Origin of the sequence: Streptococcus taoyuanensis, assembly GCF_029589235.1 — a bacterium.
In the GTDB taxonomy this organism is placed as follows: domain Bacteria; phylum Bacillota; class Bacilli; order Lactobacillales; family Streptococcaceae; genus Streptococcus; species Streptococcus taoyuanensis.
In genome coordinates this window covers 237543-260343 of the sequence record NZ_JARQVW010000002.1, presented here as the reverse complement: position 1 = coordinate 260343, position 22801 = coordinate 237543, and the positions used below count along the sequence as shown (strand labels likewise).

Sequence of the window (22801 nt, the reverse complement as noted above, 5' to 3'; positions counted from 1 at the left end):
TTATTGTTAATCCCTCTTATTTTTCGCGAATGACTTCTACTTTATACCCATCCGGATCTACAACGAAATAGTAATTCGGTTGCGTCCCTGGAAGACCTTTTGGTTCTGTCACTTCATAGCCTTTAGCCTTGTGTTCCGCATTCAAACCTTCTAGATCAGGAGTACTCAAGGCAACGTGAGCATAGCCATCTCCGATGACATATGGACCATGATCATAATTGTAAGTCAATTCCAGCTCATAGTCATCTCCAGGCAAGGCCAAATAAACAATCGTGAACTTGTAGTCTGGGAAATCTTTCCGACGTTTTTCTTCAAAACCAAAAGCATCTTGGTAAAAAGCGATTGATTTTTCTAAGTTTTCCACACGAAGGCAAGTGTGCAACATTTTTGAACTCATAGGTTTTCCTCTTTTCTATTTTTTTAAGATTATGAACGATTTTTTTTACGACTTTCCGTCTTAATGGATAATTTCACTTCAAAGATGGTCCCTTTTGGTTTATTATCTTTGACTTGAATGGTCCCTTTAAAGGCTTCTACGATCTGCTTAGCGAGGGACAACCCCAAACCAAATCCACCTTTTTGACGGGTTCTGGCCTTGTCGACCCGGTAAAAACGATCAAAGATCCGTTTCTTATCCTCATCTCGAATCCCTGTACCATTATCCAGTACCCTCAAAAGAAGATTTTTATCCTTCAATTGAACTTCAAACTGGATCTCACCATCTTCATCGGTATATTTCAAGGCATTGTCATAGAGAATGGTCATCAATTGCTTGAGGAGTGTCTTGTCAGAACAAATGACTTTGTCCACCTGATTGTCTCCTCGGAAGAGTTTACCATTTTCTTCCGCAATGATCTCAAAATTCGAGAAGGTCTGATCGAAAAAGCTTGGTTCGATATCTTCCATCTCTGGTTTCAAGCCGTCATCTCTTCGGGCAATGTTAAGAAGGTTGGTGGTCAAGAGCTTCATATTTCGAACTTCATCCAAGCTGGATGCAATATTCTCACTCGATTCCATAATGGTCGCTTCAGGCTTTCTAAAAAGCGTTTCAAGGCGATTTTGTAGAACTGCTAAAGGCGTCCGCAACTCATGGGAAGCATTTTCCACGAAAGCCTTTTGCTTTTGCATACTCTCAAGAAGGGGCTTGACGCTGAGACGTGCTAAGAAGAGACTAGCGAATAAGGAGATTCCCCAGAAGCAGATCATGATGAGGGCGATTTGACTTTCGTGCTCTTCACTGGTCTGCTCTAGCTGACTGATATTGGTCATGACAACCGCATACTTGATGTCACTATCACTTTCATCATCAGATAAACTCAACTCTGCCATATAGGCCCGGTAACTTTCTTTTTTCCCATAGCTATTTGTAATTTGAAGCTGGGAAACCTTGTTGAGGAGCTTTCGACCAAACGTCACCGTTTTGAAGTTTAAAAACCCATTACCGGTTGTTAAGTTTTCATATTTTTTATTGAGCAAAACAACAGTGGTATTGGATGTGACATCCCCTTTAGGTTCTGATTTATCATGATCTGGGATCATCATCTCATGATCATTATCATCTCCTTTGGTATTTGACTGTCGCTGGTCTCGATAAGCAATCGCTACAAGCGAGTAGGGATCCTGACTGAGAGTCTTGAGGTTCTCATCAACAGTTGTATAAAGACTCGAGCGCATGACCTGAATGATAATCAAGGTCATGGCTGAGAATATCAAAGTAAAGAGCCCAAAATATCGGATGAAGTAGGAAAAATCATCTTCCCCGACGGTTTTCTTAATTCTGGTTAGCATCTTTTAAGATATACCCCACACTGCGCAATGTTTGCAAGTTCTCAACGAAATCAGTACCTTTTAATTTCTTACGGATTTTTGAAACATAGACTTCAACCACTGAGATGGTTGTGTCACTATCAAAGCCCCAGAGACGATCGAAGATCTGGGTCTTTGGAAGGATGACATTTTGGTTTTGAAGGAAATAGACCAAAAGATCAAATTCCTTCCCAAGAAGTTCCACTTCTTTCCCATCCACATAAGTCGAATTGGTAGATAAGTTGACCTTCAAATTGCCATAATTGAGGGTGTTTTCATTGACCTTTCCTGAGCGCTTCAAGAGGGCTTGAATCCGCATCTTAAGCTCTTCTAGGTAGAAAGGCTTGGTGAGGTAATCGTCTGCCCCCAGCTCAAAGCCGTGCCCCTTGTCATCCAGACTTTCTTTGGCTGTCATGATCAAAACAGGGGTTGTCACGCCTTTTTCACGTAATTCTTTCAAGACATGGAAACCGTCTTTTTCAGGAAGCATCAAGTCCAGCAAAATCAAATCATAGATCCCGCTTTCTGCTTCATAAAGACCTTCTTCTCCGTCAAAGACCTGCATGACGTCCGCAAAATCATCTAAAAAATCAAATACTGAATTTGATAAACCAAGGTCATCTTCGACCAATAGAATTTTAATCATTGTCGTATCCTCTTCTCTTTCGTGAGCGAGTCTTTCTAATCTATTCTTAACCATTATAACACGACTTGCCTTCATTTCCTATACTTTAGAACCTGGTTTTATGATCACATTCAGCCTGCCTGAGGAAGGCTTATTCTATGAATTTGTCGTGTTTTCTTTGTTACTTTGACTATCACTCGTCTTGTTTTTATTTTTTGAATTCTTCTTATTGGACTTTTTAGAGGAACCCTGGTTCCCTTCTTGTCCGCCAGATTGGTTCATGCCGTTATCTGGACCATTCCCTTTTGGGCCACCATTGCCTTCCTGTGGCATCTGACCAGGTCCGCCACCTTGTGGGCCGCCTTGTCCTTGGCCACCACCTTGTGGACCACCGCCTTGAGGACCGCCATCCTGTGGGCCACCATTTTGCTGGTTTCCTTGTGAAGCATGGCCATTTTGACTATTTTGTTGCTGATTGGATCCTTGGTTCTGACCCGTTTGGACCGGTTGAGAAAATTGTTGGTTATTGGAAGATTGAGAAGCGATGACTCCGACACCAAAGCCACTTCCAGCACCGACCAACAATCCACCAACTGCTGCTATGCCAATCCACCACTTAGGACTTCGTTTTAGGACAACCATTTTTTCTTTGGATTCTTGCGTTTCGACTACTTGTTTTGTTTCTTTTTGATTCATCTTTTTACCTTTTATCTTTTTGTACAAGTACTTGTCTTTTAAAATTTAAAGGGAGCTCGATCCTTTAGTAAAGCGATTATACTTCAGGAGTCTTAAGCCTACCTAAATTTTTACTTAAAAAATCCTAAAACAGCGTGGGCTATTGACAGGTTGAGCCCCTTATTGTAGAATAGTTACCATAAAATAAATACGAGGTTAACTGTTATGAAGAAAATCTTTTCCTTAGTTCTCATCTCCATTGGAGTGGCCATGATCTCCGTCCTATCTCAATTCACCATTCCCTTTGGTCCAATTCCTTTGACCCTGCAGACACTCATGATCGGGATCATCGGGACCATCTATAAACCCAGCCATGCCTTTGTCACAGTCTGTCTCTACCTACTTTTAGGCTTCTTAGGTTTTCCAGTATTTGCCGGCGGTGCTGGTGGCGCTTCGCATTTCCTTGGTCCTACTGCTGGTTTCCTCCTCTTCTTCCCATTCCGAGCATGGATCACGTCTCTGTTCACGAGTGCTAAATCCAGCCTTGTCACTATCTTTTTGGCCAATCTCCTCAGTAGTGCTCTCCTCTTTGTGTCAGGAGCTATCGGCTTTATGCTGGTCACGCATACCGATCTCCAAAAAGCATTTACTTTGGTCGTTGCTCCCTTTATCCTTGCTGACCTCATCAAACTAGTCATCATCACGATCACCAGCAAGGCAATTTTTGCCAGCCTCAAACACCACTGGTATTTCAAATAAGATACAAAGTCCACTAAAAAATCGATACAGAAATTTCTGTACCGATTTTTTTAAATCTATTTTGTCGCAAGGATAGCGGCTTCTACTGCTGCTTTTTCCCGTTGGATTAAATCCACACGCGCTGCGATTTCCTTGATTCCCATACTGATGTTTCGGCTGATAGCCATATCAGACAATTGTGGTTCAAAGAAAGCTTTGAATTCTGCTAAGCGCTCTGCTGTTTTGAAGGTATTGGCTGGGTAGATGACAAACTTATCAAAGCTCATATCACCACCGAGGGCTTTCTTGATCCAATCCCAGTTTTCACGCGCCCAAGTCCAAGTTCTTCCTTGGGTAAAGTCATCGTGCAAGAAGTTGTAGTACCAACTCATAGCCAAGTCCTGAGGTTTCACCACATCCTTGTTCTTCCACTCCTTCAATAGACTTTCCAAAGTTTCCTCATCTTTGGTGTAAGAAAGAGCAGCTGCCAACTGGCGTTTAAAGTTTCCATCAACTGTCTTCACATAGGTATCTAGGTATTGTTGGCTAAGCGCCTTGGTTTCATGGTGCTTGATTTGGTTGACTAAGATTTGCAAGCGAATGGCAGCTGGAAGTTTTTCCAAATCAGAGGCATGCACTTCAAAGATAGCGCTCGCTTGTGCTTGTGCAGCTTCATCATTGGCCTTGATCATGTTAGCAATCATAAGCTGACGAACTTTTTCGTCTTCTTCTGTTTCACCAGGCTTAGCCTCCAGACCCAAGCGTTCAAAGTTGTAACGGTTCAAGAGTTTCAGCAACTCATGGAAGGCCGCTTCTGTTTCCGTTCCTTCATCCACAAAGAGACTGATTCCGGCTAAGACGCTCGAAACAGCTGAAACAACCAAGTAGGAACTTTCTTCTGTCAAGTGTTCAATCACTGGCAAGAGGCTGGCATAAGAAATTTGACCGCTTTCCGCTAAGAGACGGCGTTCTTGAACCACTTGCAATTTCGAAGTGCTATCCAAGCTAGCAAGGTCAGCGAGGATGTCTTCCAACAATTCCCCTCGGTAGTCACTGATATAGTGAGCCGTATTTTCTGTATTAAAGCGAAGAGCTCCGCTGTTCGCTGCTTTCAAGGCACTGTAGTTTGGAATTTCTAAGACTTCGGTTTCCAAAGTATCAGGAATACCTGTCCAGTTGCTGTTCAAAGGAACAACCCACTTGCGACCTTTTTCTTCTCTTTCTCCGATGAAGAACTGCTCTTGACGGATGATCAAGGTATCGTTTTCCACAGAAGCTGAAACAACAGGGTATCCTGGTTGCTCCAACCAAGAATCCATAAAGGCTGCGACATCACGACCTGAAGCTTGCCCAAGAGCATCCCAAAGGTCACGACCGATAGTATTGCCGTATTGGTGTTTTTCAAAGTAGATCTTCAACCCTTTACGGAAGGCGTCATCGCCTAACCAACGGCGAAGCATGTGCATGAGACGGCTACCCTTGGCGTAAACGATTGCTGGGTCAAAGAGGGTGTTGATCTCATCAGGGTGTTTGACTTCCACATGGACGGATTGAACGCCATCTGTAGCATCGCGTTTCAAGGCAGCAGGCACTCCAGTTGTTTGGAAGTCTTCAAAGATATTCCAGCTTGGTTCAATGGCATCCAAGCTGACATATTCCATCATATTGGCAAAGCTTTCATTCAACCAGAGATCATCCCACCATTTCATGGTCACGAGGTTCCCGAACCATTGGTGAGCCAATTCGTGAGCCACCACCAAAGCTACTGTTTGACGGCTTTGGGCCGTAGAGTTTTCATCTACTAGAAGGTAGACTTCACGGTAGGTTACCAAGCCCCAGTTTTCCATCGCTCCTGAAGAGAAGTCTGGAAGGGCGATATGAAGGGATTGAGGGATTGGATACTTGACGCCATAGTAGTCTTCATAAAATTCAATAGCACGAACGGCAATATCCAATGAGAAGTCCAAGTTTTCTAATGGGTGAGCTTTGGTAGAGTAGACACCGACTAGGGTTCCATTCTTGGTCTTAGCTGTCACTCCTTGAAGATCTCCAGCTGCAAAGGCAAGGAGGTAAGAAGACATCCGTGGAGTCGTAGCAAATTTCCAAATTCCTGTTTCTTTGCGGTTTTCTACATCGATTTCAGGCATATTTGAAAGGGCAATTTCACCTTCTTCTTGGTCAAATTTCAAAGAAAGATCGAAAGTTGCTTTAGCTTCAGGCTCGTCCACACTTGGAAAGGCTTCACGCGCAAAATGGCTCTCAAACTGAGTCGAGAGGACTTCCTTCTTCACACCATCAATGCTGTAGTAAGATGGGTAAATCCCAGTCATATTGTCTGTAATCTTACCAGAATAGGTCAGGGTAACTGTCACTTGACCTGTGCCTTCCAATTCAACATAAACCGCTTCATTGGCATCATCAACCGTAAATGGACGAGCTTGACCGGCTACTTCTACTGTTTCGATCGTCAAATCCTTTTGGTGAAGCGAGATCTTGTCCGCCTTGGCTTGACCCGTGATCACCACACGACCGCTAAAGGTCTTGGTTTTACGACTTAAATCCAAAAACACTTCATAATGTTCTGGAACGAATGTTTCTACAAAATGTGCAACTGCTTGCATAATTTCCTCCTTTAAATGTTTCACGCTTTTCCAATCAAAAGCCCTAATAAAACTATTTTATCACAAAGTTGGGATAAAAGAAAAGACAAGCATGACAATGCCTGTCTGAGATCGAAAAGACTCCATGATCTTACATTTCGATAATTTTACCTGTTTCAAAATAAACTACCCATTCACAGATATTTTTTGCATAATCTCCGATGCGTTCCAAGAAGTTGATCACTTGGAAATAATCACGTCCGGTCACGATGGACTCTGGATTTTTCCGAATTTCTTCTGTTGCTAATTCTTGGATGCTATCAAAGTAATGGTTGATGACTTCATCTCGTGAAGCAACTTCATAGGCCAAATCCACATCGCCTTTGAGGTAAACATCTAGTGTCGCTTCGACAAAATCTTTGACTTCACGGCCCATCTTGCTGATTTCTTCCTCAACAGATTGGATACGGACTTCCCCTTTCATGCGAATCGTTGCCTTGGCAATCGATACTGCGTGGTCCCCCATCCGCTCCAAGTCAGAGACTGCTTTTAAGACGGTCATCACGACACGAAGGTCTTGTGAAACGGGCTGTTGAAGGGCGATAATCTCAAAAGACTTACGCTCTAGCTTCACTTCGTATTCGTTGATCTCCGCATCATCTTCGATGACCTGACGGGCCAATTCACGGTCATGGGTCACGAAAGCACGAACCGTACGGTTGATCTGACTCAACACTTCATTTCCCATTGCATAAAACTGGTTATGCAACTTCTCTAAATCTTCTTCAAATTGAACTCGTAACATTTTATTTTCTTCCTATCCAAATTTACCAGAGACATAGTCTTCTGTTTCTTTCTTAGCTGGGTTCAAGAACATTTCATTGGTGTCATTGTACTCGATCAAATCACCATCTAAGAAAAAGGCAGTTTTATCGGAAATCCGACTTGCTTGTTGCATGGAACGTGTCACCAAGAGCATGGTGTAGCGGTCTTTTAGTCCATACAAGGTTTCTTCAATCTTCCCAGCTGAAATTGGGTCCAGCGCTGAAGTTGGCTCATCCAAAAGAATAATCTTTGGACTGGTCGCAAGGACCCGCGCCACACAGACCCGCTGCTGCTGACCACCGGAAAGTCCGATCGCTGAATCATGCAGGCGATCCTTGACTTCATCCCAGAAGGAAGCGCGTTTCAGTGAGGTTTCAACCGCCTCATCCAAGACAGCCTTGTCCTTGACACCATTAATCATCAAGCCGTAGGTCACGTTATCATAAATGGACATTGGAAAGGGATTGGGCTGTTGGAAGACCATTCCGATTTCCTTACGCAATTCGACCGTATCGGTCCGTGGTCCGTAGATATTGTGACCGTTGTAGAGGATGGTGCCTGTGGTTGTGACCTCATGGTTAAGGTCCCCCATGCGGTTAATGGCTTTTAAAAGGGTGGATTTCCCTGATCCTGAAGGACCAATCAAGGCTGTGATCTCATTTGGAGCAAAGTCCAAGGAGACACTATTCAAAGCCTTCTTTTTATTGTAATAAACCGACAAGTCCTTGACTTGCAAAATTGGTTCTGTCATTCTATTTTCCTTTTTGTTGTCATTTTACTTTATCCAAAGTGACCCGATACATAATCGTTGGTCGATTGCAATTTCGCATTTTGGAAAATATTCGAAGTCTTATCGTACTCGATGAGGTTTCCAAGATAGAAGAAACCGGTATAATCGCTAGCACGGGCTGCTTGTTGCATGCTGTGGGTCACGATGACAATGGTATAATCCTTCTTCAACTCAAGCATGGTTTCTTCTAATTGCGCTGTCGCGATCGGATCAAGCGCTGAAGCAGGCTCATCCATGAGTAAGATATCTGGTTTCACAGAGATAGCCCGCGCGATACAGAGCCGTTGCTGTTGGCCACCTGAAAGTGTCAAGGCTGATTTATGAAGGTCATCCTTGACCTGATCCCATAGGGCTGCCTGTTTCAAAGAAGTTTCGACCAATTCGTCTAAGATCTTCTTGTCTTTGACTCCAGCGCGTTCATGCGGGAAGGTGATGTTTTTATAAATCGATTTGGCAAAAGGATTGGGCCGTTGGAAAACCATCCCAATGTGCTTGCGCATTTCATAAACATTGATATCTGGACGATTGACATCGATTCCTTCATACCAAATTTCACCCGTTACACGCGCAATATCGATGGTATCATTCATCCGGTTCAAACTACGGAGGTAGGTTGATTTCCCAGATCCTGAAGGACCGATCAAGGCTGTAATCTTATTCTTTTCAAACTGCATGTCAACGCCTTTAATGGACTCGTTTGTTCCATAATAGACATGCAAATCTTTGGTCGATAGGACCACCTTTTCTTCAGGAAAAGTAATGATGTGTCTCTCATCCCAATTGTATTTTGACATTTCTTCTCCTTTAAGCAGATGTTAGTTTTTTATGGAGGTAACTTCCGAGTTTGCGTGCTCCAAAGTTAAAGATCAAGATAAAGATCAAAAGAACTGCGGCAGAACCGGCTGAGACTTCGATCGAGTCTGGAATAGTTCCTTCACTGTTGACCTTCCAGATATGGACGGCCAAGGTTTCAGCCTGACGGAAGATCGAAATCGGACTGGTTACACTAAAGATATTCCAGTTTGACCAATCAAGAGCTGGAGCCGATTGACCTGCTGTATAGATCAAAGCTGCAGCTTCCCCAAAGATCCGTCCTGAGGCCAAGACAACCCCAGTGATAATACTTGGAAGAGCTTCTGGTACCACGACATGAATCACAGTTTCCCAGCGAGACAAGCCCAGAGCTAGACCTGCTTCGCGCTGTGTATGGTGAACGTGCTGCAAGCTATCTTCGATATTGCGAGTCATCTGTGGCAGGTTAAAGACGGTCAAGGCCAAGGCCCCTGAAATGATCGAAAATCCATATTTGAACTGGACAACGAAGACCAGGTAACCAAAGAGACCTACAACGACAGATGGCAAAGAAGACAAGATCTCAATACAGGTACGAACCAAATTGGTCAAGCGACCTTTTTTAGCATACTCAGAGAGGTAAATCCCAGCCCCAAGAGAAAGTGGGAAGGAAATCACCAAGGTAATGACCAAGAGGAAGAAGGAATTATACAATTGAATTCCGATCCCTCCTCCTGCTTGGTAAGAAGAAGATTTCCCAGTCAAGAAGTGCCAAGATACATGGGGCAAGCCACGGACCAAGATATAAAGGATCAATGAGGCAAGAATCGCAACGATGATCCCTGAAATAGCATACAGCACTCCTGTCGCAATTTTATCCATTCGTTTAGCGTGCATAGTTCTTCTTACCTCTTTCTTTCGTAATCAGTTTAATCACACTGTTAAAGGCAAGACTCATGAGGAGCAATACCAAGGCGAGTGACCAAAGAACATTGTTATTGACCGTACCCATGACGGTATTTCCAATTCCCATGGTCAAAATAGAGGTGAGGGTGGAAGCTGGTGTTGTGAGCGAGGTTGGTACCACTGCCGAGTTTCCGACCACCATCTGGATCGCCAAGGCTTCCCCGAAGGCACGCGCCATACCAAAGACAACCGCTGTAAAAATTCCTGAGCGGGCTGCCTTGAGCGTGACATGCCAAATGGTTTGCCAGCGGGTCGCACCCATAGCCATACTAGCTTCCCGGTAATGACGGGGCACAGCTCGAAGGCTATCGGTCGTCATAAAGGTAACAGTTGGCAGGATCATAACAAAGAGGACAAAGACCCCTGAGAGGATCCCAAAACCAGTCCCTCCAAAGAGACTACGCGTAAATGGGACGACCACTTGAAGGCCAATGAATCCGTAAACAACTGAAGGAATCCCCACTAAGAGCTCAATGGCTGGTTGCAAGAAACGAGCTCCTTTAGGAGAGACTTCTGTCATGAAAACTGCTGCACCAATGGCAAACGGCGTTGCCAAGAGGGCAGAAAGCAAGGTTACAATAAAGGAACCTAGAATCATTGGTAGGGCTCCGAATTCCTTTGCAGCAGGATTCCAAGTACTCCCAAATAGAAAACTAAAGATATTGACTTTATTAACAAAGAAAGTCGATAAACCTTTTTGGGCCACGAAAATCAAAATCATGGCAACGACGACAACAATCAAACTCATACATAGAAAGGTAATGGTTTTCCCAAATTTTTCTAGGCGGGAGTTTTTTGATTTCGTCAGCATTTTTTTTGCTACTTCGTTCATTTTTTACCTAATTCTTTTATTTTTTTGTCACATTCCCTTTTAAATCACGGGTGACTTTCATATCATTGATTGGGATATAGCCCATCTTACCAACAACCTTTTGCTGAACCTCATCGGTCATCATGTAGTCAATGAATTTTTTAGACAACTCATTGGGTTTTCCTTTGGTATACATGTGTTCGTAGGACCAGATTGGCCAGTTATTGTTGACGACATTGGCTTTGGTTGGTTGATAACCATTGAGCTTCATGGTTTTGACACTGCTATCCAAGTAGGTAAAGGCTAGATAAGAGATGGCTCCTGGAGTTTGAGAAACGATGTTTTTCACCATTCCATTAGAGTCTTGCTCTTGGGCCTGCTTGGGTTGTTTGCCATCCATGATAATGGCATCAAAGACAGCACGGCTACCAGAACCTACAGCACGGTTCACAATCGTGATCTCAAGATCTGGACCACCCAACTGCTTCCAGTTGGTATATTCACCTGTAAAGATCTTTCGCAATTGCTCCGTTGTCAGATTGTCGATCGAGATATTTTTATTGGCAATGATGGCTGTCCCTGCTACGGCTACCTGATGATCGACCAGACTAGAGGCATCGATCCCAGACTTTTCCTCTGCAAACAGGTCACTATTTCCGATGTCCACAGCACCTGATTGAACTTGTGAAAGTCCTGTACCAGAACCTCCTCCTTGTACATTCACAATCTTACCAGGATGTTCTTCAATGTAGCGATCTACCACTCCTTCAACCAAGGGTTGCAAGGCAGTGGATCCAACAGCAGTGATGGATTCTCCGCGATTGATCCAAGAAGCACAAGCAGATAAACTTCCTGCTAATGCGATCGTCGCTAGTCCTAGGATCAGCTTTTTAGACTTTTTCAAATCATGTCTCCTTGATATTTCACTATTTCACTTATGATTTTGACAAGTTTTTTTCAAAAAAAACTGTACTTCCACTATATCATAGAACGAGTTCTTTGCCCAGCATTTTACCTAAAACGAAGCCCCTTTGGATAGAAATTTTTCAGGGTCTGTCCGGTCACTTTGGCAAAGCCCAAACCATTGCCTTCGACAAGGACCTGGTACCATCCATTTGGATGCGTTTCCTTCAATTGAACCGTCTCTCCCGCCACATAATGAACAAAGTCTTCAGGCGTGATCGAAACGGTCTCTTTTACCTCACTCGGTTTCAGAGCAAGGCCCAAGGCAAAACTAGGTTCAAATCGATTTTTCTTGAAGGTCCCTAGGTGCAAACCATTTCGGGCGATTTTTACTTTTCGCAAATCTGGTAAATCAAGCGGAACCAAGTAGAGTTCGTCACCAAAGGTTTCGAGGACACCTTCTAGAGTGATCTTCAAGTGTTTCTTAGAAAACTCCTGCCACCATTTCTTTTGCTCCGCAGATAATTGGTCCTTTTTGGAAAGGATTTTGGCAGGACGATTCTCTCCTAGATAACGGAACTTAGCAACAAATTGTCCCTCCCCTTTAAAGAGATGAGGATACATGCGCGCCGTTTCTGGATGGTCGATGCCTTCTGCCATACCATTGATCTTCTCGATCGTTTCCAGCTCCAGATCATAATTTTCCACAAGCCAGGATACGATCTCTTCATTTTCCTCAGGAGCCCAGGTACAGGTTGAATAAACCAAGGAACCTCCTGGAACCAACATCTTGAGGGCATTCTCTAGAATCTCTCTTTGAAGGAGACTGCACTCTCGAGGATAATCGACAGACCAATAGTCCATGGCATCTGGTTGCTTACGAAACATCCCCTCACCTGAACATGGGGCATCCAGTACAATTAGATCAAAAAAGCCTGAGAAAACTTTGGCCAGACGATCGGCAGACTCATTGGTCACCAGCACATTTCGCGCACCAAATCGTTCGACATTCTCTACAAGAATTTTCGAGCGTCCCTTGTGGATTTCATTGGAGACCAAGAGTCCTTGATTGTCCAAATAAGACAAGAGTTGCGTCGTCTTACCACCAGGTGCTGCGGCTAAGTCTAGAACCTTCATCCCAGGCTTTGGCTGGGCGACTTGGGCCACTATCTGAGCTGCTGGTTCTTGTGAATAGACCAAGCCCGTCGCGTGTTCGATGGATTTACCTGAGACCTTTCCATAATGGCCCCAAGGGGTATTGGGTATCGGATCATCAAATGATTTTTGCGCTTCTTTCAAGGGATTAGTGCGAAAGGCTGCTACTGCTTCTTGATCAAAGGTCGCAAAAAAAGCAGCAGCATCCTCACCTAGAAGATGCTGGTATTTTTCTTTAAAACCATTGGGAAAATTCATTTAACTTCTCCCTTTCTTAAGATAGGTTTGAATCTCTGTCAACTTCACTTTTGGAACCATCATAATCGGTTCCACTGACTGGTAATTAGGTTTATCTCCATTTAGATTTAAAACGGTATAGCCCAACTGTTCCCCCATGATCGCAGCAGCAGCATAATCCCAAGGCCAGATGTAGCTAAAATAGGCCAGAATGCCACCTGAGAGAATTTTTGAAAAACTAATACCGGCACTGCCATAGACCCGGATTCCTAGTGAATCCATTCCAAGATCGGCCATGCCCCAGTCATTTTTCTCAAGCATACCGATATTTGACGCAATCAGAAAGTTCTCTAAGGGCTGATCTACAAAGGGCGTCAGTTCAAGATCATTGCGATAAACAGGGAATTCTCCACCCCCGTAAAAAAGGTGATCCCGCATCACATCGTAGATCAGGCCAAACCGACCAATTCCGTCTTCAAAATAGGCCACCATGACCGCAAAATCTTCCTTTTGGGTCACAAAGTTATTGGTCCCATCAATGGGATCAATCACCCAAACGGCTCCTTCTGAAATTGGGGATCGAAGGCCATCTTCCTCCGCAAAAATCCGATCTTCTGGGTAGCGATGTTTGATTTTTTCAACCAAATCCTTTTGAACCTGTTGGTCCATCTGGGTTACTAAATCTGTCGGCCCAGTTTTTTTTGAGATCATCAAGTCATCATGGAGATGAAGACGCAAGTAGTCTCCAGCCTCTAAAACGATTTGTTTGGCAAACTCTAATTTATTCTTCAAGAGAAAACCATCCTTCCTCTTTTTGCTTTGCAGTCTGGGTCGCACGATAGAGAGAATAACCGCTCACTTCTTCGAACTCCCGTCCAAGACGCTTTTCTTCTCCGATACTAGGTACGACCTTCTTAAAAGCGCGGTAGGCTTCCATGTATTCTTTGGCCTCTACCTTACTTTCATAAGCTTCTTCAACTTTATTGAAAAAAGAAAGCACTGAAGCAAGCTCTTCAGTGCTCCACGATAAGTCCAGTGGGTAACTATAATTTTTTTGCATTCGACATACTTCTTAGTTTATTTCTGCTCTTAGAGTGGCAGAGCGTAACTCTTGTTTGCGATAACTCCGTGGCAAGAAGGCCCGAATTTCATCTTCGTTAAAGCCAATCTGCATACGTTTGTTATCTAAAATAATCGGTCTCCGCAAGAGACTAGGATTTTCCTCAATCAGATGGATCAAGGCTGAGATGGATAAATCTTCAACATCAACATCCAATTTTTGAAAAATTTTTGAACGAGTTGAAATAATGTCGTCTGTTCCGTTTTCGGTCAAGGCCAATATACTTGTCAACTCCTGTTTGCTCAAAGGACTTGTCATAATATTGTGTTCTTTAAATGGAACATCGTGCTTTTTTAACCAAGCCCGAGCTTTTCGACATGATGTACAACTCGGTGATAAAAATAATGTAATCATGTGGTTCACTTCTTTTTTTATATATAACTATCTGACTCTATTATACAAAAAAAATAGGTGCTTGAAAAGCGCTTTTTTGATTTCTCGACGATTTTTCTGGATTTCAGTGGAAAAAAGAAATCCCTTTCATTATTCTCAAGAAGAGGCACACAAAAAAGGATTAGGAAAGTTCCTAATCCTCGTTCCAGTTTCGTGAAACTGCTTCATCTTCTTCTAGTTGCGCCACTAGTTGATCGATCCCATCGAATTTGACCATTTCTCGAATCTTATCTAACCAATGAATGGTCAGGGTATGACCATAGATGTCTCCTGTAAAATCAAAGAGATTGACTTCGAAACGAAGCTCTTTCCCATCAAAGGTGACATTTTTCCCGACAGAAGCCATCCCACGGTAGGTCTGCCCTTTAAAATCGACATCGACTACATAAACCCCATCTGATGGGAGATAGGTCCGATCAATCGGTGCTAGATTGGCGGTAGGATAGCCAATGGTGCGGCCACGCGCATCCCCGTGCACGACGATTCCCCGACTGGATAAAGGGTGACCAAGTAGACGGGCAGCTTCTTTGACGCGTCCTTCTAGGACAGCTTGACGAATTCGGGTCGAACTAACCTTTTCCCCCTGATCCAATACAGGAGAAATGACTTCCACTTGACCATCAAAATAAGCAGATAAGTCAGAGGCCGTTTTCTTATCAGAGCCAAAACTATAATCAAATCCAGCAATTAAAACTCGGGCCCTCAATGCTTTGACAAATTGATCAACAAATTCTTTCGCAGTTTTAGAAGCAAAATCGGTCGTAAAATCAATGAGGAAGAGCTCATCCACTCCTAGTTCGTTTAATTTTTGGAACCGATCCTCAGGACTCTGCAAATGAAGTAGTAATTCTGGTTGGTAGCGAACAAAGGCTAACTTAGGAGATTCAGGGAAGGTTAACAAAGCGACCTTCAAGCCTTTTTCATCCGCTATCTGACGCGCCTTTTTAAAGAGTTCTTGATGCCCCAGATGCAGGCCATCAAAGTAGCCCAGAACCAAAACTGTCTCATTCTCCAAATGGATCTGGTTAGCAGTAGTTATCGTACGAATATTCATGAATTTATTGTAACACATTTTCTGTCAGAAAAACCTTGCGAGGTTTGTAAAGTTCTTCCCTTTTTTCCATAATGGCTACCAATTTCCCTTGGTAAAACGCAGCTAACTCTCTGGCTTCGCTCTCAACTGGAATAAAGCGTCCCACTTGGACTTCGCCAACCTCTTCTACTGTCAGCTCTACTTTTTCCAGATCCCCGGTGCCAATTTCAAGTGGGTGAAGGAAGCTCAAATCTCCTTGCCCTACTTTTTCAGCCACCTCTTCTAAGGTCAGGGCATCTTCCAGTGACAAACCGGCAGCACTGGTCCGTGTCAGATGAGACATATGGGCTGCGTAGCCCAGTTTTTGACCCAAATCCACCGACAAGGTCCGGATATAGGTGCCCTTACTGCATTTAACCCGGAAACGAAAACGGGCTAGACTTTCTTCATAGCTAATCTCACTGGTGCGTGTGAATTCATAAATGGTTACCTGTCGGACAGGGCGTTCCACTTCTTCTCCTGCCCGCGCATATTCATAGAGCTTACGTCCATTGACCTTGACCGCTGAATACATAGGCGGTACCTGCTCCATTTCTCCCACCATTTGAGCAATCATGCGGTCCACCTCTTCTGCATCTAAAGATGCTTCCACTGGGGTCCGCTCTACGACTTCCCCGCTGGCATCCTCCGTCGTGGTAGAAAAGCCCAAAGTGATTTCTCCCTCATAGACCTTGCCTTCATCTTGCATGAATTCGACCATCCGGGTCGCCTTTCCAACTGCAATCGGAAGCACTCCCACCACATCTGGATCCAGCGTTCCCCCATGGCCGATCTTCTTAGTTCCTAAGATTTTTCGCAGTTTAAAGACCACATCATGTGAGGTCATGCCTGCTTCTTTTTTTACATTGATAATTCCGTCCATCTGATTTGCTCTTTCTAACTCTTGTGTGACCATCCGGGTCACCGACCCTTTATTATACCACGAAACAAGACTTCTTGTCCCTGTTTCCTCTTCCTGATAAGCTCCCAAAAAATCCCGTAGCAGATTTCAGACTTTTTAAAGTGGGTTTGATACAATAGAAAACGAAAGAAGGTGTAACATATGTTAATGTATGATGTTATTGTTATTGGATTTGGTAAAGCTGGTAAAACTCTTGCAGCGAAATTATCAAGCCAAGGAAAAAAAGTCGCTCTGATTGAAAAGAGCAAGTCTATGTATGGTGGTACTTGTATCAATATCGCTTGTATTCCCACCAAGACCTTGATCGTCGCAGCGGAAAAAGGCTTGGATTTTGAACAAGCTATGAGCGAAAAAAATGCAGTCACTACTCGTCTCAACGGCAAGAACTACGCAACGATTGCTGGAACTGGTGTAGATATCATCGATGCGACTGCTCGTTTCCTTTCCAACAAGGTCATCGAAATTCAAGCTGGGGATGAAAAGGAAGAATTGACAGCTGAAACCATTATTATTAATACTGGTGCTGTGCCAACTATCCTTCCAATCCCAGGTTTGGCTGAAAGTAAATTTGCTGTGGATTCAACCGGCATTCAACGTTTGGAAAGCCTACCTAAACGCCTCGGTGTCCTTGGCGGTGGGCCTATCGGATTGGAATTTGCTCATCTCTACAATACCTTGGGCAGCCAAGTAACAGTATTGGATGCTTCTGAAGCATTCTTGCCACGGATCGAGCCAAGCATCGCAGCTCTTGCAAAAGGCTACCTTGAAGAAGACGGTATTCAATTCTTGCAAGGCATTCATACCCAAGAAATCAAAGATGGCCAAAACAGCTTAACGGTTGTCACAGATAAGGGAGACTTTGAGTTCGATATCCTTCTCTACGCAACAGGTCGTAAGCCAAACACAGCTGGACTTGGTCTTGAAAACACAGACATCCAAGTCACTGATCGTGGAGCGATCCAAGTCAACCGTCATTTGGAAACCAGCGTCCCTGGTGTCTTTGCAGTTGGAGATGTCAATGGTGGCCCTCAATTCACCTACATGTCACTCGATGACTTCCGCATTGTCTTCAACTACCTCACAGGCGATGGTAGCTACAATCTCGAAACTCGTAGAAATTATGCGACAACACTCTTTATTGCTCCTCCACTTGCCCAAGTCGGCTTGACCGAGCAAGAAGCACGTGACAAAGAACTTCCAGTTGCTGTTAAAGAATTGCCAGTTGCTGCTATGCCACGCGGACACGTCAATGCAGACCTTCGAGGTGCCTTCAAAGCCGTGGTCAACCCAGAAACTAAAGAAATTCTTGGAGTGACGCTCTTTGGAGAAGCTGCAGGCGAACTCATCAACCTGATTACCATGGCGATGGACAACAAGATCCCTTATACTTACATCGCAAAACAAATCTTTACCCACCCAACCATGGCAGAAAACCTAAACGATCTCTTTGCGATTTAAATAGAATAAAAACGCTGGAAAAATTTTCCAGCGTTTTTTAGTTTAAGAATTCACAGACAGCCTCTTGAAATACTTTATTTTCTTCATAAAGAGCATGCCCAGAATGCTTTAGAATAAGGAGCTGACAACCCAAAATCGCTTTTGCCAGTTCCTTGGATCCCTTCACACCAATCACATCATCTTCAAGCGCACCAAGGACCAAGGTTGGACACTGAATTTCTTTTAAGACCTCAAGGCTATTATGTTCCAGGCAAGACTGAGACTGAATGGCTATTCTATTTTCATCTTTGATTCGCCCCAAGCGACCCATAATATTATAAAGCAACCGCCACTTTTGATAACTCTTTTGCGTGTAAGAATGCTTTGCAATATCCAGAATGAGGTCTCTAAAAGTTCCAGATTGACTAAGCTTTTGCCAATGCTCAATTCGCTCTCTAGCAAGTTGACTAGGTTTTGCAGTAGTCACGGCTAAGATGAGCTTTTGAACCTTTTCAGGGAAATCCACCACCAACCATTGGGCAATCATTCCACCTTGCGAAATCCCCATAACATAAGATGTATCTAAGTTCAGCGCCTCCATTGCTTCTGCTACATCTGCTGCCATATCCCGCGTTGTATAGCCCTGTCTCAGCTCATTGATTCGAGAAAAAACATAAATTTTGTAACGTTTGGCAAGTATACGGTATGTGATTGAAAAAGGCATAGCCATACCTTTAACCGTCTGTAGTCCATCACCCAAGCCTGGTATGATTACTAATGGCTGTTTACCTTTACCAAATGTTACATAGTCCATGGTTTTCCCATTCATGGACAAGGTAGCGTTCTTAGCTGAATACAAAGATTATTCTCCTTTCAGAGCATCAAACTTAGCTTTCATGGTTGGATTTTTCCGTGTCAATTTTTTAACGGAAACATCATCCAACTTGTTGTTAGCGAGGCGGAGTTGGTTTTCTGATGTGGTCAAGAATTTCTTGACTTCTTCCATCCGTTTGATGGCTTTGTCGATTTCATCAATGGCCTTGCCAAAGTTGACAGAAGCAGAATTGTAGTTCTTAGCAAAGGCTACTTTAAAGGCATCTAGGTCCTCTTCAAAGTGGGTAATATCAATATTTTGTTCACGGACAAGCGCCAATTCCTGCTTGTACTTCAGGGAATTGAGGGCCGCATTGCGCAAGAGTCCAATGATCTGGATAAAGAACTGAGGACGGACCACATACATCTTCTCATACTCATGACTGACATCGACAATTCCTGTGTTGAAGTAGTCGTTATCTGCCTCAAGCATGGTCACCAAAACGGCATATTCACAGTTCTTTTCTCGACGATCCTTGTCCAACTCCTTGTAGAAATCCGCATTCTTATGCTTCTTCTCTGTCCCGTCAGCTTCATTCTTCATCTCAAACATAATGGAGATAATCTCCACTCCATTTTCATCACATTCACGGAAGATAAAGTCGCCTTTAGACCCACGTGCAGAGACCTTGTTGTCCTTTTCAAAATAGGCATTTGGGAAGGCAAAACTGCGAACCTTGTTGAATTCACTTTCCGCATACTGCTCCAGACTTTCCCCGATGGCCTTGGTTGATTGTTGGGCCTTAAAATTCTTGTAGAACTCGACCTGTTCATTGGCCGCCTTTAGCTGAGCCTCATAGTTTTGCTTAACAGAAGTCAGAGAAAGCTCGTTTTCTTTTTCTTGTAATAGGAGCTGATTTTTGACCTGATCTCTTTCTTTCTCTAGATCAGACAGTGTTTTTTGCAGTTGATTCTCATGCTCCAAGCGCAAGGTGGCCAACTGATTTTCCAGTGCTTGCACTTCTTTTTCTTTCTCTAGCAGGCTTTGGCTAGCTGTTTGCTCCACCTCTTTTTTGGCCAATTCTTTTTCAGTATCAAACTGTTGAATCTGGTTTTGTAACTGGGCAATTTCTTGATCCTTCTTGGCTAACTTCTCTTGTTGCTCATTAAGGGCCTTTTGCTCAGCCAAAGCCAACTCTTGGCGAATCCTCTCATGAATTTCCTTGTCAAACTCAGCTGTCCGTACCTGTGACAAGAGCTCGCTGTATTGACTTTCATTGACTGTAAAGACTTCCCCACAGTTGGGGCACTTGATTTCGTTCATAGCATGCCTCTTTCTCTATTCTTAGTATATTATATCATGCCAGCAGTAAAATCAAAACCAGCAAACGAGGCTTACTCCTACTATTTCCCTTCACAATTAGTTTATGACAGTGAATAGAGTAAATGAGAGAATTTAAGAAAGAAGAACAATGACCATTAAAACTTCCCGCCGTGAGAAAAGCAGTAGAAACAAATTTGTTTCTGCTGCTCGGTAGATTTGAGACGGAAGGCTCAAATCTAAGGTATGGAATCCCAAAGGGAGTCGCTACCGTCCGCCCTCACCTAAGGGAAGTTGATAAAAGGACAAAACCAGCAAGCTAAGCTTACTGGTTTCAGTTTATTTCTTCTCAATTGGCGCGACACTGGCCAAGAGTTTTTTGAGGCCCACTTCTGGGAAGTTGATCTTGAGCTCTTGGGTACTGCCACTACCAGAGACTTCTAGGACAGTTCCTTCACCCCACTTCTTATGAATGGCAATGTCGCCAATGGACCAAGCGACGCTTTCTTTGTCACCAGCTCGGTTGCTATTGCCAAAGGGGAGGCTTGAGGAGGTGAGAGCACTTGGGGCTGCTTGTCTCTTGCGCTCTTGAAGGGCTTGTGACAGGCTCATGCCTTTTCCAAAGGTCGTTCCGCCACCATTACTATAAGAAGCCTTAAAGCTAGTGTTGACTGGACGTGCTAATCCCTGGTAGGTCAATAAATCCGAGCTAATTTCATTGATGAAACGCGTCGGACGATTGTAGCTGGTTCGTCCAAAGAGCAAACGTGAGTTGGCATTGGTCAAGAAGAGAACCTTCTCTGCCCGTGTAATCCCTACATAAGCCAGACGACGTTCTTCTTCCAACTCGTCTGGATCCTCTGCTGCACGACTAAGAGGAAAGACATTTTCTTCCATTCCAATCAAGAAGACGACTGGGAACTCCAATCCCTTAGCCGCGTGAAGAGTCATCAAGGTCACTTCTGAAGTTTCTTGGGCCCCATCATCTGTATCGGCAATCAAAGCCAAATCGTTCAAGAAACGACTCAAGGTTTCCACGCCTGATTCGTCGTCGACGGTTTCCCCGTTTTCATCAAAATTCTTGGTAACAGACAGGAACTCTTGGATATTCTCGATGCGGGCTTGACTTTCTAGATTCCCTTGATTGGTTAGGGCTGTCATATAACCTGTCTTGTCAAGGACTTCTTCGACCAACTCTGTAATGGTCAGCTGGTCCAATCTTTCTCTCAAATCAAGAATGAGATTGGCAAAGTCCCAGATGGCTTGGGCTGCCTTTCCTTTGATGCCAGAGAGCATGATATTGGCTGAAGCATCTAGGAGTGAGGACTCTTGCATTTGGGCAAAGTCGCGAATCTTATCCACTGTACCTGGCCCGATTCCCCGCTTGGGTTCATTGATAATGCGCTCAAAACTGATATTGTCACTGAGGTTGGCAATCAAGTTCAGATAAGCAATGACATCCCGAATTTCCTTTCGGCTGTAGAACTTGGTGCCCCCCACCATGGTGTAGGGAATGTTGGACTTGAGTAGCGCTTCTTCAATGGTCCGTGACTGAGCATTGGTCCGGTAGAGAACGGCAAAATCACGGTGTTTGTAGCCAGCTTCGCGACTAAGCTCTTCAATCGTTTTAGCAACAAAGACAGCTTCATCCTGCTCATCATTAGCCCTGTAATAGACAATTTCTTCCCCGTCTTCATTTTGTGTCCAGAGATTCTTCGGACGGCGGTGGCGATTGTTTTTGATAACATCGTTAGCTGCTTGTAGGATGGTTTTAGTGGAACGATAATTTTCCTCTAACAAAACGACCTTGGCATCAGGATAATCCTTCTCAAAGTCCAAGATATTCTGCATATCCGCTCCCCGCCAGCCATAAATAGACTGGTCAGCATCCCCAACAACACAGATATTTTTAAAGCGAGAAGCCAACAGTTTGACCAATTGGTATTGGGCATGGTTGGTATCTTGGTACTCATCTACATGGATGTATTGGAACTTCTGCTGGTAATAGGTCAGCACATCAGGATGCTGGTCAAAGAGACGCAAGGTCAACATGATCAAATCATCAAAGTCCACTGCTTCTGACTGACGGAGTTCCTTTTGGTAAGCCTCATAGCACTTGGCGACAATCTGGGTATACATATCTCCAGCCTGGGCAGCATAGGCCACTTCATCAATCAAGTCATTTTTGGCATTGGAAATGGTCCCCAAGATGGTCCGTTCATTCCATTTCTTAGGATCCAAGTTCAAGGACTTCAAAATCCGCTTCATCAAGGTCCGTTGCTCACCTGGGTCGACAATGGTAAAGTTGCGATTGTAGCCAATATGATCCGCATCTCGACGGAGGATACGCACACACATGGAGTGGAAGGTGGCAATCAAGCAATCTTGAGTCGCTGGGTTTAACTGATAGGCCCTCTCCTTCATCTCCCGAGCGGCTTTATTGGTAAAGGTAATGGCCAAAATATTCCAAGGATTGACCATTTTTTCATCGATCAAGTAAGCGATCCGGTGGGTCAGGACACGTGTCTTACCAGAACCAGCTCCCGCCATGATCAAAAGGGGACCTTCTGTCGTTTGGACCGCCTCTGCCTGGCGATCATTCATACCATTCAATAAAGGATTCATCTCATACTCCTCATTCATTCAATCGTTCTATTATACCACATTTTCGCCCTTTCTCCTTTTGGAAACAGTTGGCATCATTTGAATTTTGCACTCAAAAAGGCTATAATAAAAGCTTAAGAAGAACGAATATTTCCTCATTAACAACGATCCAAGTTTTTCGCTTAGGAGGAAATCT

Annotated in this window: 22 protein-coding genes; 2 read left to right on the top strand and 20 right to left on the bottom strand. The window is 43.9% G+C overall.

The annotated features are described in order from the left end of the window. Positions 1-16: 16 nt before the first annotated feature. From gloA to P5Y91_RS03095, 4 genes are all read right to left on the bottom strand, one after another. Positions 17-397, bottom strand: a complete 381-nt coding sequence (gene gloA / locus P5Y91_RS03110) for a lactoylglutathione lyase (protein WP_003006623.1) — start codon at positions 395-397, stop codon at positions 17-19. A gap of 29 nt (positions 398-426) precedes the next feature. Continuing rightward, complete coding sequence (locus P5Y91_RS03105; RefSeq protein WP_129824196.1) at positions 427-1788, bottom strand: sensor histidine kinase; 1362 nt, start codon at positions 1786-1788, stop codon at positions 427-429. Further along, positions 1772-2452 carry a response regulator transcription factor gene (locus P5Y91_RS03100; RefSeq protein WP_021152983.1) on the bottom strand — a complete coding sequence of 227 codons (681 nt, stop codon included), beginning with the start codon at positions 2450-2452 and terminating at the stop codon, positions 1772-1774. The genes P5Y91_RS03105 and P5Y91_RS03100 overlap by 17 nt, the downstream gene beginning before the upstream one ends. Positions 2453-2587: 135 nt before the next feature. Continuing rightward, positions 2588-3127: a hypothetical protein gene (locus tag P5Y91_RS03095; protein WP_024055898.1), complete on the bottom strand. Its 540-nt coding sequence runs from the start codon at positions 3125-3127 to the stop codon at positions 2588-2590. 204 nt (positions 3128-3331) lie between these two features. On the opposite strand from P5Y91_RS03095, the gene P5Y91_RS03090 reads away from it, so the two are divergent. Next, positions 3332-3865, top strand: coding sequence for a biotin transporter BioY (locus tag P5Y91_RS03090; protein ID WP_024055899.1), 534 nt, complete (start codon positions 3332-3334; stop codon positions 3863-3865). Between the two features lie 56 nt (positions 3866-3921). On the opposite strand, the gene P5Y91_RS03085 is transcribed toward P5Y91_RS03090, so the two are convergent. The 13 genes from P5Y91_RS03085 to truB all read right to left on the bottom strand — a co-directional run bounded on the left by P5Y91_RS03085 (position 3922) and on the right by truB (position 16391). Beyond that, on the bottom strand, positions 3922-6465 hold the full coding sequence (locus tag P5Y91_RS03085; protein ID WP_277838959.1) for a M1 family metallopeptidase: 2544 nt from the start codon (positions 6463-6465) through the stop codon (positions 3922-3924). A 130-nt stretch (positions 6466-6595) separates the two neighbouring features. Beyond that, the gene (gene phoU, locus P5Y91_RS03080) at positions 6596-7249 is read right to left on the bottom strand and encodes a phosphate signaling complex protein PhoU (RefSeq protein ID WP_003006603.1); all 654 of its coding nucleotides are present in this window, start codon (positions 7247-7249) and stop codon (positions 6596-6598) included. Positions 7250-7261: 12 nt separating this feature from the next. After that, positions 7262-8020 carry a phosphate ABC transporter ATP-binding protein PstB gene (gene pstB / locus P5Y91_RS03075; RefSeq protein ID WP_277838958.1) on the bottom strand — a complete coding sequence of 253 codons (759 nt, stop codon included), beginning with the start codon at positions 8018-8020 and terminating at the stop codon, positions 7262-7264. 29 nt (positions 8021-8049) lie between these two features. Further along, positions 8050-8853 (bottom strand): phosphate ABC transporter ATP-binding protein PstB, encoded by an 804-nt coding sequence (gene pstB, locus P5Y91_RS03070; protein ID WP_003006600.1) that lies wholly within the window; start codon positions 8851-8853, stop codon positions 8050-8052. A gap of 10 nt (positions 8854-8863) precedes the next feature. Further along, entirely contained in the window at positions 8864-9748 is an 885-nt protein-coding gene (gene pstA / locus P5Y91_RS03065) for a phosphate ABC transporter permease PstA (RefSeq protein ID WP_003006597.1), read from the bottom strand. Beyond that, entirely contained in the window at positions 9738-10649 is a 912-nt protein-coding gene (gene pstC / locus P5Y91_RS03060; protein WP_003003307.1) for a phosphate ABC transporter permease subunit PstC, read from the bottom strand. Before pstC ends, pstA begins: the two co-directional genes overlap by 11 nt. A 16-nt stretch (positions 10650-10665) precedes the next feature. Then, positions 10666-11532 (bottom strand): phosphate ABC transporter substrate-binding protein PstS family protein, encoded by an 867-nt coding sequence (locus P5Y91_RS03055; RefSeq protein ID WP_003017442.1) that lies wholly within the window; start codon positions 11530-11532, stop codon positions 10666-10668. A gap of 107 nt (positions 11533-11639) precedes the next feature. Beyond that, entirely contained in the window at positions 11640-12944 is a 1305-nt protein-coding gene (locus P5Y91_RS03050; protein WP_277838957.1) for an RsmF rRNA methyltransferase first C-terminal domain-containing protein, read from the bottom strand. Continuing rightward, positions 12945-13715, bottom strand: coding sequence for an inositol monophosphatase family protein (locus P5Y91_RS03045; RefSeq protein WP_118397114.1), 771 nt, complete (start codon positions 13713-13715; stop codon positions 12945-12947). Further along, entirely contained in the window at positions 13705-13983 is a 279-nt protein-coding gene (locus P5Y91_RS03040) for a UPF0223 family protein (protein ID WP_031577056.1), read from the bottom strand. The genes P5Y91_RS03045 and P5Y91_RS03040 overlap by 11 nt, the downstream gene beginning before the upstream one ends. A gap of 12 nt (positions 13984-13995) precedes the next feature. Next, a complete protein-coding gene (locus tag P5Y91_RS03035; protein ID WP_009732658.1) occupies positions 13996-14397 on the bottom strand; it encodes a Spx/MgsR family RNA polymerase-binding regulatory protein in 402 nt (133 codons plus the stop codon). A gap of 172 nt (positions 14398-14569) precedes the next feature. Beyond that, positions 14570-15490, bottom strand: coding sequence for a bifunctional riboflavin kinase/FAD synthetase (locus P5Y91_RS03030; RefSeq protein ID WP_155125108.1), 921 nt, complete (start codon positions 15488-15490; stop codon positions 14570-14572). Between the two features lie 4 nt (positions 15491-15494). Then, complete coding sequence (truB, locus tag P5Y91_RS03025) at positions 15495-16391, bottom strand: tRNA pseudouridine(55) synthase TruB (RefSeq protein WP_045759281.1); 897 nt, start codon at positions 16389-16391, stop codon at positions 15495-15497. A 180-nt stretch (positions 16392-16571) separates the two neighbouring features. On the opposite strand from truB, the gene P5Y91_RS03020 reads away from it, so the two are divergent. Continuing rightward, entirely contained in the window at positions 16572-17888 is a 1317-nt protein-coding gene (locus P5Y91_RS03020; protein WP_277838956.1) for an FAD-containing oxidoreductase, read from the top strand. A 37-nt stretch (positions 17889-17925) separates the two neighbouring features. Here the strand turns inward: P5Y91_RS03020 and P5Y91_RS03015 are convergent, their stop codons facing one another. The 3 genes from P5Y91_RS03015 to pcrA all read right to left on the bottom strand — a co-directional run bounded on the left by P5Y91_RS03015 (position 17926) and on the right by pcrA (position 22626). After that, the gene (locus P5Y91_RS03015) at positions 17926-18726 is read right to left on the bottom strand and encodes an alpha/beta fold hydrolase (protein WP_442478249.1); all 801 of its coding nucleotides are present in this window, start codon (positions 18724-18726) and stop codon (positions 17926-17928) included. A 3-nt stretch (positions 18727-18729) separates the two neighbouring features. Further along, a complete protein-coding gene (locus tag P5Y91_RS03010) occupies positions 18730-20004 on the bottom strand; it encodes a DUF2130 domain-containing protein (protein ID WP_023917750.1) in 1275 nt (424 codons plus the stop codon). 336 nt (positions 20005-20340) lie between these two features. Next, positions 20341-22626, bottom strand: coding sequence for a DNA helicase PcrA (pcrA, locus tag P5Y91_RS03005; RefSeq protein WP_277838955.1), 2286 nt, complete (start codon positions 22624-22626; stop codon positions 20341-20343). Between the last annotated feature and the right edge of the window lie 175 nt (positions 22627-22801).

Excerpts from the sequence above, each read along its gene's own strand:
- gloA (WP_003006623.1), bottom strand. The coding sequence starts at position 397 with ATGAGTTCAAAAATGTTGCACACTTGCCTTCGTGTGGAAAACTTAGAA.
- P5Y91_RS03105 (WP_129824196.1), bottom strand. The coding sequence starts at position 1,788 with ATGCTAACCAGAATTAAGAAAACCGTCGGGGAAGATGATTTTTCCTAC.
- P5Y91_RS03100 (WP_021152983.1), bottom strand. The coding sequence starts at position 2,452 with ATGATTAAAATTCTATTGGTCGAAGATGACCTTGGTTTATCAAATTCA.
- P5Y91_RS03095 (WP_024055898.1), bottom strand. The coding sequence starts at position 3,127 with ATGAATCAAAAAGAAACAAAACAAGTAGTCGAAACGCAAGAATCCAAA.
- P5Y91_RS03090 (WP_024055899.1), top strand. The coding sequence starts at position 3,332 with ATGAAGAAAATCTTTTCCTTAGTTCTCATCTCCATTGGAGTGGCCATG.
- P5Y91_RS03085 (WP_277838959.1), bottom strand. The coding sequence starts at position 6,465 with ATGCAAGCAGTTGCACATTTTGTAGAAACATTCGTTCCAGAACATTAT.
- phoU (WP_003006603.1), bottom strand. The coding sequence starts at position 7,249 with ATGTTACGAGTTCAATTTGAAGAAGATTTAGAGAAGTTGCATAACCAG.
- pstB (WP_277838958.1), bottom strand. The coding sequence starts at position 8,020 with ATGACAGAACCAATTTTGCAAGTCAAGGACTTGTCGGTTTATTACAAT.
- pstB (WP_003006600.1), bottom strand. The coding sequence starts at position 8,853 with ATGTCAAAATACAATTGGGATGAGAGACACATCATTACTTTTCCTGAA.
- pstA (WP_003006597.1), bottom strand. The coding sequence starts at position 9,748 with ATGCACGCTAAACGAATGGATAAAATTGCGACAGGAGTGCTGTATGCT.
- pstC (WP_003003307.1), bottom strand. The coding sequence starts at position 10,649 with ATGAACGAAGTAGCAAAAAAAATGCTGACGAAATCAAAAAACTCCCGC.
- P5Y91_RS03050 (WP_277838957.1), bottom strand. The coding sequence starts at position 12,944 with ATGAATTTTCCCAATGGTTTTAAAGAAAAATACCAGCATCTTCTAGGT.
- P5Y91_RS03040 (WP_031577056.1), bottom strand. The coding sequence starts at position 13,983 with ATGCAAAAAAATTATAGTTACCCACTGGACTTATCGTGGAGCACTGAA.
- P5Y91_RS03035 (WP_009732658.1), bottom strand. The coding sequence starts at position 14,397 with ATGATTACATTATTTTTATCACCGAGTTGTACATCATGTCGAAAAGCT.
- P5Y91_RS03030 (WP_155125108.1), bottom strand. The coding sequence starts at position 15,490 with ATGAATATTCGTACGATAACTACTGCTAACCAGATCCATTTGGAGAAT.
- truB (WP_045759281.1), bottom strand. The coding sequence starts at position 16,391 with ATGGACGGAATTATCAATGTAAAAAAAGAAGCAGGCATGACCTCACAT.
- P5Y91_RS03020 (WP_277838956.1), top strand. The coding sequence starts at position 16,572 with ATGTTAATGTATGATGTTATTGTTATTGGATTTGGTAAAGCTGGTAAA.
- P5Y91_RS03010 (WP_023917750.1), bottom strand. The coding sequence starts at position 20,004 with ATGAACGAAATCAAGTGCCCCAACTGTGGGGAAGTCTTTACAGTCAAT.
- pcrA (WP_277838955.1), bottom strand. The coding sequence starts at position 22,626 with ATGAATCCTTTATTGAATGGTATGAATGATCGCCAGGCAGAGGCGGTC.